This is a genomic window from Streptomyces vulcanius (assembly GCF_042653945.1).
In the GTDB taxonomy this organism is placed as follows: domain Bacteria; phylum Actinomycetota; class Actinomycetes; order Streptomycetales; family Streptomycetaceae; genus Streptomyces; species Streptomyces mangrovi.
On record NZ_JBHSFK010000050.1, the window covers coordinates 46,191 to 55,413 of the forward strand.

Sequence of the window (9,223 nt, forward strand, 5' to 3'; positions counted from 1 at the left end):
CAAACGCTTGCCGCTTCGCCGCCATTCGGCCTCCTGAGTGGCTAAAACCAGGTCTATCACCCACACAGCTTGTCCACCATCTTGTGGATCTTCTTGTGGTACATCGGCAAAAGCGCGCAAAGCTCGGTACAGCACTCGCCATCCGGGGGTACAGCCTCCGGTAACCCCTCCCTGACGTGGGAATATGCCACCGACAGCGCCAATCCGGGTATCGAACAGTGACGACGGAGACACCTGAGGGCGTGCACGGGTTGTAGTGACGAGGGTCACATGAACGGAGAGCGTCACCCTTCCGTCAACCGTCACACGAAGGCCCCTACTAGCCGGTATGAACTATCTGACCTGCTACTTCACAGATTAGACACAGGTACCCGCGCGGCACCTCGATACGGATTCGCTGCAAACCCTTGCCAGGCTGCTCGCGCGCCGAGACGCACGAGCACTTCTCACGCAGCCTCACCCTCGGCGGCCCGGATCGGTATCCACCGATGCCGGCCGAAGCCCAGGTCCCGCTTCTGAACCTTCAGCAGCTCCGCCGCCACCTCGACCGCCGAGTGCCGCTCCTCGCGGGTCACCTTCCCCCAGCGCCGCACGACAGTCCCGAGCCACACGGCCACCGCCCAGCCCACCGCCGGCGAACCGAACAGCGCCAGGTACTCCAGGACGTACTCGTACCGCGGCGCGAACACCTCGACCACACAGCTCGGTGCCTCGACGTCGTCGACCACCACCGGGGTACCGCTCCCCCGCGTCTGCGACTGGACGTACCGCCGCCGGCTCTGCTCCTGGACCGCTGCGCTCGACGTCTTCAGCAGCTTCTCCGCGGCCAGTTCGACCAGCGCGCGGTCCTGCTCCTTCTGCAACTCATCGCTCATGCGCGGAACGTACGTCCGTGCACGCCAGTGACGCCTCAACCCGACTTACTCGCCCCGAGCAACCGTGACCGAACCGTCATCACCACGCCCGCTTGGCGTTCGGGATCAGCTCCGACCTACGCGATCTCCTCTTCGGCGGAGTACACCTCCGGCTTCGGATGCCGTACGTCGTTGCGCTGACTGTGCCTGTCGGCCTTCCACTGCGCGAGGATCTCTGAGGTCTCGCCATAGCGAGAGTGACCGCCGCACTCACAGCGCCAGTGCCACAGCGTCCGAGTGCTGGGACCGCCGTACGCGCTACCCGACCGCGCCGCAGCGCCCTGGAGCACACGCGCAATGATCAACGCGCCAGCCGCAGCCACCGCAGTCACGCCGGCCCATCTTCCGCTCTTCATGGGCGGCACCGTAGCGCCTGCCCGACTGCTCCCGACACCTGATCGGCCTACCCCGACAGGCCGTCGGCTGGTACGCCTGTTGGTGTTAGCTCACATTCGAAGTCATGAGCGAGCGTGCCAAGCCCATGGTCAACCTCTGGGTCTCGATCCTCCGCGACAAGGCTTCAGACAACAAGGACGACGTGAGCTTCGCGAAGTTCATGACGCTTCTCCTCGGACTGGGTCCACCCACCGGCCTCGCCATCGGCGGCGACAAGATGGCCAAGCACGGCCTGCCTATCTGGTTGGCGGTGATCGCCCCGCTGATTGTCGAGATGGTCTGCTTCTGGTTCCTGTACGCGAAGCCGCAGGAGGAGGCTGAGGCCGTTGTGCGAACTGTGAAGTTCCTGCCGGACACCATCAAGGCCAAGACCGACTTGCTCAGGACTGCTCTTACCGACGCAGCCAACCTATCCAGTGAACTCGAAGCGGAATTGACCGTCAGCAACGCAGCGCTCAGAGACATCGAGCAGCAAGTTGCCGACAACCGGGAGCTGGTCAACCTCAACAAGCCGGCAGCCGACGCGGTCGTTCGCGCCCTCGGCAAGGACGCTGCCCAGCGCGACGCCAAGAACAGCCGCAGGTCCTGCCTGTGGGGCGTCATCTGGTTCCTGGCCGGCAGCGCTGTGACCATCCTCGCCACCATGTTCAGCGGCACCCTGACTCTGCATTGATGCTGTGACGGACGCCATAGTGACGCTCCGTGCTGCCCGACTCGACAGTGCCACCGGCTCGCGTGCTAGAAAGCTGCTCAGCGTGACCAGCTCGGGCGCTTTCGTGGCTCTCCGTCTACGAAATCGCAAAACCCACCCCAGTCACGGACGGCTACTGTCCAGATTGCTCGACCTGGTGGCCACATGACTCGTCAGGGGGGAGTCGCCGGTTTTGACTACTTAAGGGTGGGGTGTCCGTTTGGCACCTTTGCATGTGCATGCATATTATGTCGAACATTGCATACCACTACATGCATATGCGCATGCATGATTCGCACCCAATGTCGACTAGACCGGTATATGCACAATTTGGGTAACTCCCAAATTCCCATTTGGGTACGCCCCCAACAGGCGAGACGCCACCGAGCAACCTAAAAGAGTGTCAGCATCGCACCGGTCAACCCCTTTGTGGCATCTTTTTCTGCATAAAGTCGATAGTTACGCAGCGTGTAAGGCTACTGCTCACCGAGCGGTGCGGGGCCATGGGGCCACCCCCTGACAAACGGACCATCAGATACTCAGAGAGTTACTCAACGTGCGTACATGCTGGTCACAGGCGTAGAGCCGGGCAACGTGCGCACTATACCAATGGGGCGTCAGATACTTAGGCTTACCTATGTCAGCAGTGACGGAAAGTAGCACCGAGAAAGGTAGCGGAAAGTAGCAAGAGGCTACCGAGTGTGCGCACGGCGCATGCTGGCACAACGTAGCTACCTACTCACTGTGCGCATGGGGAGCATGGGGAGACTTCCGGACACTTCCCGCACCCCCCGGATTCCTACCGAGAGCCACCGAGAGCCGTTGTGGAGCCGCTAGCGAGAGCTATGGGCACCGAGAGCCGTAGGCAGTGCCGAGAGCCGCTGAGAGCCTCACCGTGCGCCATGGGGAGCGCACGGCACCGAGAGCCGCTGAGAGCCACCGAGACGCGCGCGAGTGAGTCGTAGGCACCGAGAGCCGTAGCGCATGCCGAGAGCCGTTGTGGAGCCGTGCCCTAGGCGTACGTGACGCATGCCGACCACTACGCACCCCCCGAATCTTCAGGGCCGCTAGCAGCTGCTGGGCACGCTGCGAGCCATGCCGACGAGCATCGCAAAAAAAAAATGGACATATACGCCCATATATACACGAGGCAGTCGCCGGCGATCAGTATGTGACCCACGTCACATTATAGGTAAAACGGCAGCTCACACGGGGTGCGAGGTAACTCGCGCGAGATAACTCGCCATCCTGGGTTGTGCGAGGTACCTCGCACCCCCTAGTGTCTTCCTTGTCAGCAGGACGGACCGCCGGAAACGGAGGATCGGAAAGCAGACACAAAGCCAAAAGGCACGCACGGAGGAAAGCCACCCCACAAAGGGCGGTTAGTACAAAGGAAGCGGCTGTTACTTGAGAACTCAACAGTGGATATAGACGCACGGAAACGGTAATGACGTTTCTGCACGGGGACCGAGAGGTCCTCACTATCGATCAACGTGTCGATAGGGCACGCATGCCACAGGGGTGAAGTCTGCCTACTGTCGCCGAAGGGTTAGAGCCCGGGGCCTAATGCGCGTGACTAGACGTCCTTAGCTTTCATAGTATGGAGACAGATAGTCAGTGGAGACGTGGTGGCTAGAGCTAACACAGAGGTACCGCCACCGTTTTCCGTAGCGTCACTCTCTCTCATATCGCGCCGGATTTATCCGTGCGCGATCGGGGGCACCGTTCGTGGTGCAATTGGTGAGTAACACGTGCGTAATCTGCACCATGGTTCACGCAACACAGGTGAATAATGTCCGATATATCGGCATCGGCTTCGGACCAATTCCATGGGATGAACGTGCGGCCTATCAGCTTGTTGGTGAGGTAACGGCTCACCAAGGCGACGACGGGTATCCGGCCTGAGAAGGCGTCCGGACACAGTGGGACTGAAACATGCCCACACGCTAGAGGGATGAAAGCCTTCGGGCTGCAAACCTCACGGAGAAGCCACGTTAGAAATTCTCCGGTGCCCCCCCCTTACCCTCTCTGTTTGGTCCGTTTACCGACGGACAATGCAGTCTCATGCACTACGGCGCAGCAGGGTGCTAGGTCTCATTAGCTGAATCCCCTGCTGTAGCCGAGAGCCAACGGATGTGGTGTCCGTTGGTCGCCCATGAGAGGAGAGAGCTATGGATCGCAACAGCCTCAAGGACTTCTTTTACCAGAAGGTCTATGAGGTGAACAGCGACGTCAATGGACAGGGTCGGTCTTACGGCTGGCGGGAAAAGCACTGGAATGACCTCATGGAGGCCATAGACCAGTACGCCGATGCTCGTAACGCTCGCTCCGAGTCCGTAGTGCCGTCCAAGAGCAATGCGCTCGTGTGGGCTGGCAAGGAAGCCGTGAAAAAGGATCCGTCCAACTGGGATGACGATCTCACGTGGCGCCTCGAAAACGAGGACCGCTACAGGGGTATCGGCCTGACCAAGGTCGAGGCGCTCGTAGACGCGATGCGCAACGACCTTCTGACGTGGGATGTGACTCCGTACCTGAAGCCATCTGGTGAGGTGGACTGGGTCACCGTCCTCAAGGACATCGATCACGGCGCCATGTCCGAATTCATCGAGACACCGCACGGCGTGCTGTTCATGGACTGTGGCTGAAGGTCGCACAAGCGGACAATCCGGCTGAGGTATACCCGTATGCCGGCCTGCCCTTCCATGCCTAAATTCGAATGCCGAAACTCCCTGATTGGGAGTCGTCCCGGAGTGGTGTCCGGGGCCTGATGATGGCAGCCGCTTGATTCAGTTGTGAGAGGAGAGAGTTATGTCGACCGCTGTGCGTGAGCAGTGCGCCCCGTCCGAGGCTGACTGGTATGTCGAGGTCATCTACGGAAAGACGTTCTGCGACCACAAGAAATGCCGTCGCGACGCCTGTGCGCGTCAGTACGGCACGGATACCGACTACAACTACGGCTACTTCAAGGGTGAAGAGCGTCCTTCCATTCCGGATCGGGACAGCCTCGTGCCCGACGAGTACGTCCGTCTGGAGTCGACCGTCAAGCGCATCGAAAGGTGACCACCAATGCGTGAGTACCTTGTGTGGTGCGAAAACGGTGATCTGATATCCGGTCCGCACCGTAAGCGTGAGGTTGCCGAGACCAAAGAGCGTGAGGCGCGCGAAGAGTGCGCAAGGAATGGGTGTGGTAACGGAAACCCAGACTCCTCCGACGATCCCGGTTACGGGACAACGTGTGGGGTCCTGAATCCGCACGGATTCAGCATTCAAGTGACCGAAGGTGGTCGCGATATCACGGGACACGACTACTGATCCAACATGCCGAAACGCCTTCGGGCGTCGTCGTGGGGTGGTGCCCACGGCCTGATGAAGGCAGCCAAGTCTGAGTCAGCTGTGAGAGGAGAGAGCTATGTCTTCGCAAACCCTTGAAATGGTTGCGTCCGACTTCCTGTACGACTCCACCGAAAAGGCCCTGAACGAGCTGTTCGCGGCCCCGCCGGCTATGGAGGCGCACGTCGACGCGCGCTTCGACAAGGGCAACGACACGATCGTCATCGACGGTGTGAAGTTCTACGCCAAGCGCGTCGACTACCACCGCGAGATGGACGAGAAGTTCGTCCAGTGGGTGATGGACACCCGCCAGGAGTATCCGATCTACGGCGACCCGTCCTCTGCGGACGGCGAGTCACTGGAACTCTGGGCGAAGTCCATCACGGACAAGTACTTCGGGTCCCCCTACCTCTCTGGCATCGATACGGACGGCTACGAGTCGTTCATGCCGAACGGGGTCAAGGGCCAGTTCTTCCGGTACGACGACGAGATGTACGTCGCCCTGTGGCAGCAGTGCACCGGATACAGCGCACGTACGCGTCCGATGGTGTTCCACGTCTCCTGCCTGGAGGCGTCCTACCTTCTGGACGACGACAAGGCCACGGCGTACTGCACCGAGTGTGAGGACGTCGTGTTCGACATCGAGTCCGGCGGACAGCACGTCAAGCGGATCGACCGTAACGGCAACGAGATCGACGACGGCGAGACCGTGTCGTTCGACGACCTGGTCGCCCGTCCCGTCTGCCCCAAGTGCGGTACCGACCTGCGTGTCGAGGCCGCGCAAGTCTGAGGTCCTGTATGCCGAAACTCCCAATTATGGGAGTCGTCCCGGGGTGGTGCCCGGGGCCTGACGAAGGCAGCCAAAGCTGAGTCAGTTTCTGAGAGGAGAGAGTTATGAACCCGGAGACCAACCCCGTCACCGTGGAAACCAGTTACGGCAAGCTGTACGTCGCCGTGCTCTCCGCCAAGGAGGACAGTTTCCACGACTCGGAGCGGGGATACGTCACCGAGTTGCGTCCACGGGTGCGCGTCGCCTCTGACCCTACGTTCGAGGCGGACCCCAGACACGTCGAGCACTGGACGATCCGAAACCGCGCCTACGCGGTGCACGAGACCGTCTACTACCGCGACCTGTCCGACGTCAGCTCCGCAAGCGGCACCAACCTGGACCTGTGGCATTCGGAAGACAGCCCCCATATGGGTGGGTTCCGCAACGACAGGCGCAGGCAGGTTGAGTACCGCACCGCGACTTATGACCTGATGCGTCAGGTTGTGGCCAACGCGCTCGACGTGTTCTCCAAGGATCACGAGGGGTGGGAGGACTTCAGCGTCTATCTGCTCCTCAAGCGCAAGCGTGACAGCCAGATGGACGAGTCCGCGCGCCTGCACAAGGAGGCAGCGGAGCACGAGGCCAAGGGCGAGAAGTTCGAGCAGGAGGCGGCGCCCCTGTACGACGTCCTGCCCGATTCTCTGCGGGTCCTCATTCGCAACTGACCAAATCTCATGCCGAAACTCCGAAAGGAGTCGTCGCGGGGTGGTGCCCGTGGCCTGACGAAGGCAGCCAAAGCTGAGTCAGCTTTCGAGAGGAGAGAGCACATGGACACGCAGGAGGACCCTACGGCGCAGTTCGCGATCTACATCGCCGCGAGCAACGACCAGAACGGGAACCCCCGTCGAGGCTGGCTGCTGCACAACGCGCCTACCGGAGTCCCGTTCCGATTCGTGAATGAGGGCTATGCCGGAAACGAAGCGCTGCGTGAAGCGGGTTTCAACCCCGACGCTCTGCCGATCGTGGAAAGAATCCGCGTTCCGGCACGCGAATACCGCCGTATGCGCAAGGAGTACGCGCAGTAGTTCATTCGCCGAAACCTCCGAAAGGAGGTCGTCCACGGGTGGTGCCGTGGGCCTGATGAAGGCAGCCGCTGAAGTCAGTTCTTGAGAGGAGAGAGTTATGTCGCAGGTATCCGCTCCGCCTCCGTTCTCCGTGAGGGAGAAGACGGAGCGTGCGAAGAGCCTCGTCGAGTTGTATGCCGATCCTCATGAGTCGTCGGAGACTGTCGTCGTCGATTTGATCGCCGACCTGCTCCACTTCGCCACGTCCATCAACGTCAACATCGACTTTGTTCTCAGGAAGGCCGAGGAGACCTACGACGAGGAGCGTCACGCGATGTCGTCAACGGAAAAGTTGGCGACGCACCTGAAGAGCATCGGTGTCGAGGCCAAGTTGGTTGGTGAAGCCAGTGAATGGGAGTACGTCGAAATACCCATCACCTCAGACCACTTGCAACTCCACGTTCAATTCGATGTCGAGTTCGGATGGAACTGGGTGCTGGCGCGCGGTGGAGCCACCGAAGTGGTATCCGGGGAGTGGCAGAACGAGACCGAGATCCCGCGAATTTCCGAGTTGACCAAAATGCTGACTCAGGCACTCGGGTACGTAGCGTAGCCGTAGTTCAGTTGCCGAAACCTCCGAAAGGAGGTCGTCCACGGGTGGTGCCGTGGGCCTGACGATGGCAGCCATTGTCGGTATGAGAGGAGAGAACATGTCTGGATTCGTGAAGACAGATTTCCAGCCCGGTGACCGTGTCCTGATCGACTGGTACGGCACCGAGAAGTCGGGGACGTTCGTCAAGTATGGAGACCCCCGGCACGCGTGCTCCGACACACACATCTCGCACCCCGGCATGCGCATTGCGCACTTCCGAGCGGACGACGATGCGCGGGAGCAGACACTGTGGGAGGAGAAGCTGTCCCCCCTGACGCACGACCCCCGACAGAAGGAGGTCGACCGCATCCAGTTCCAGATCCGGAGCAAGCGCGAGGAAATCATCTGCCTGGAGCGGGAGATCGGTTCGCGTGAGAATCGCATGGCCTTGATCCGCAAGGACATCAAGGCGCATCCGTTCCAGTCGGAGAACGTCGGGGGCTGAATTCCGGTAGAAGGCTCGCCGGCTGAGGTACGCCCTTTGCCGGCCGGCCCTGCCGTGCCCAATTGCCGAAACGCCTTCGGGTGTCGTCGTGGGGTGGTGCCCACGGCCTGATGACGGCAGCCACTGCTGAATCAGCGCTGAGAGGAGAGAGATCAATGGAACTGAGCACGCAGGACAAGGAGTACGTGGCAGCAGTGCGTCGTGCTCCGGTCGATGTCGTCGCGCCGTATATGCGCGCTGACTGTCCCGAGTGCGACTACTCCGTGGACTGGAACGACAAGGAGAGTCACGTCGTAGTGGGCTCCGCTGTCGTGATCGGCTGCGAGGGCTACTACGTGGTCGACCCGAACGTGGTCGGTCTCTCCGCTCCGAACTGGTGCGACTGGCGAGAGCCGGTGGTGTCCGCTCCCAAGTCCCTGTACGAACAGGGCGAGGCTCTGGCGCAGTTCGCCGAGAGTCTGGGCGCGGGTGACCCGGCGCTCTCCCGCACCGGACTGGGCGGACTGTTCTTCGAGGAGAAGCTCGTGGGTGCGGCTACGGCGGCCCTGCGGGCGTGGCTGGAGTCACGGCGGGGACCGATTGCGGTCCGTGCCGCCGACAAGGAGGCCATGTACTTCACCGAGGACGAGTCGTTCATCGGGCAGGTCCCGATGTTCACCTCTGGAGGCACGACGCTATCCGTGGGTGACGAGGTGGCTGGTACAGCTCGCGTGGACGGCGAGGAATGCACCTTCCGAGGTGTGGTCAAGGCGATCGGACCGACGTACTGGGGGTCCGAGCTGTGTCCCACAGGACTCGTGGTGGCCGGTCCGGACGTACCCCAGGACGGTTCCTGGGACTGGCACGACCTGACCAGGGTCACCAAGTCCTAACCCAACATGCCGAAACCTCCCGGAGGGAGGTCGTCGCGGGGTGGTGCCTGCGGCCTGACGAAGGCAGCCAAAACGCTAAGTCAGTCTTGA

Annotated in this window: 10 protein-coding genes, 8 other RNA genes and 1 other annotated feature; of the genes, 17 read left to right on the top strand and 1 reads right to left on the bottom strand. The window is 61.2% G+C overall.

The genetic code is table 11. The annotated features are described in order from the left end of the window. Positions 1-446: 446 nt before the first annotated feature. A complete protein-coding gene (locus ACFPIH_RS47655) occupies positions 447-875 on the bottom strand; it encodes a hypothetical protein (protein WP_381177467.1) in 429 nt (142 codons plus the stop codon). 499 nt (positions 876-1,374) lie between these two features. Between ACFPIH_RS47655 and ACFPIH_RS47660 the strand changes: the two genes are divergently transcribed. From ACFPIH_RS47660 to ACFPIH_RS47740, 17 genes are all read left to right on the top strand, one after another. Continuing rightward, positions 1,375-1,983 (top strand): hypothetical protein, encoded by a 609-nt coding sequence (locus ACFPIH_RS47660; protein WP_381177470.1) that lies wholly within the window; start codon positions 1,375-1,377, stop codon positions 1,981-1,983. A 1,753-nt stretch (positions 1,984-3,736) separates the two neighbouring features. Next, positions 3,737-3,955 (top strand) — a sequence feature (16S ribosomal RNA rRNA prediction is too short). Positions 3,956-4,172: 217 nt separating this feature from the next. Next, the gene (locus ACFPIH_RS47665) at positions 4,173-4,646 is read left to right on the top strand and encodes a hypothetical protein (RefSeq protein ID WP_381177473.1); all 474 of its coding nucleotides are present in this window, start codon (positions 4,173-4,175) and stop codon (positions 4,644-4,646) included. Between the two features lie 72 nt (positions 4,647-4,718). Continuing rightward, positions 4,719-4,784: hammerhead ribozyme type II (locus tag ACFPIH_RS47670), an RNA gene on the top strand. 25 nt (positions 4,785-4,809) lie between these two features. Continuing rightward, positions 4,810-5,061, top strand: coding sequence for a hypothetical protein (locus ACFPIH_RS47675; RefSeq protein ID WP_381177476.1), 252 nt, complete (start codon positions 4,810-4,812; stop codon positions 5,059-5,061). Between the two features lie 259 nt (positions 5,062-5,320). After that, an RNA gene (locus ACFPIH_RS47680) (hammerhead ribozyme type II) lies at positions 5,321-5,383 on the top strand. Positions 5,384-5,410: 27 nt separating this feature from the next. Continuing rightward, the gene (locus ACFPIH_RS47685; protein ID WP_381177479.1) at positions 5,411-6,121 is read left to right on the top strand and encodes a hypothetical protein; all 711 of its coding nucleotides are present in this window, start codon (positions 5,411-5,413) and stop codon (positions 6,119-6,121) included. Positions 6,122-6,130: 9 nt separating this feature from the next. Next, positions 6,131-6,197, top strand: an RNA gene (locus ACFPIH_RS47690) — hammerhead ribozyme type II. Between the two features lie 28 nt (positions 6,198-6,225). Then, positions 6,226-6,825, top strand: a complete 600-nt coding sequence (locus ACFPIH_RS47695; RefSeq protein ID WP_381177482.1) for a hypothetical protein — start codon at positions 6,226-6,228, stop codon at positions 6,823-6,825. Between the two features lie 10 nt (positions 6,826-6,835). Beyond that, an RNA gene (locus ACFPIH_RS47700) (hammerhead ribozyme type II) lies at positions 6,836-6,898 on the top strand. A 29-nt stretch (positions 6,899-6,927) separates the two neighbouring features. Continuing rightward, positions 6,928-7,185: a hypothetical protein gene (locus ACFPIH_RS47705; RefSeq protein WP_381177484.1), complete on the top strand. Its 258-nt coding sequence runs from the start codon at positions 6,928-6,930 to the stop codon at positions 7,183-7,185. A gap of 6 nt (positions 7,186-7,191) precedes the next feature. Beyond that, positions 7,192-7,256: hammerhead ribozyme type II (locus ACFPIH_RS47710), an RNA gene on the top strand. 26 nt (positions 7,257-7,282) lie between these two features. Then, positions 7,283-7,777: a hypothetical protein gene (locus ACFPIH_RS47715; protein ID WP_381177487.1), complete on the top strand. Its 495-nt coding sequence runs from the start codon at positions 7,283-7,285 to the stop codon at positions 7,775-7,777. Positions 7,778-7,789: 12 nt separating this feature from the next. After that, positions 7,790-7,854: hammerhead ribozyme type II (locus tag ACFPIH_RS47720), an RNA gene on the top strand. Beyond that, positions 7,842-8,261 (top strand): hypothetical protein, encoded by a 420-nt coding sequence (locus ACFPIH_RS47725; protein WP_381177490.1) that lies wholly within the window; start codon positions 7,842-7,844, stop codon positions 8,259-8,261. Before ACFPIH_RS47720 ends, ACFPIH_RS47725 begins: the two co-directional genes overlap by 13 nt. A 63-nt stretch (positions 8,262-8,324) precedes the next feature. Further along, positions 8,325-8,387, top strand: an RNA gene (locus ACFPIH_RS47730) — hammerhead ribozyme type II. A gap of 29 nt (positions 8,388-8,416) precedes the next feature. After that, positions 8,417-9,133: a hypothetical protein gene (locus ACFPIH_RS47735; protein WP_381177493.1), complete on the top strand. Its 717-nt coding sequence runs from the start codon at positions 8,417-8,419 to the stop codon at positions 9,131-9,133. 7 nt (positions 9,134-9,140) lie between these two features. After that, an RNA gene (locus ACFPIH_RS47740) (hammerhead ribozyme type II) lies at positions 9,141-9,206 on the top strand. Positions 9,207-9,223 lie beyond the last annotated feature (17 nt).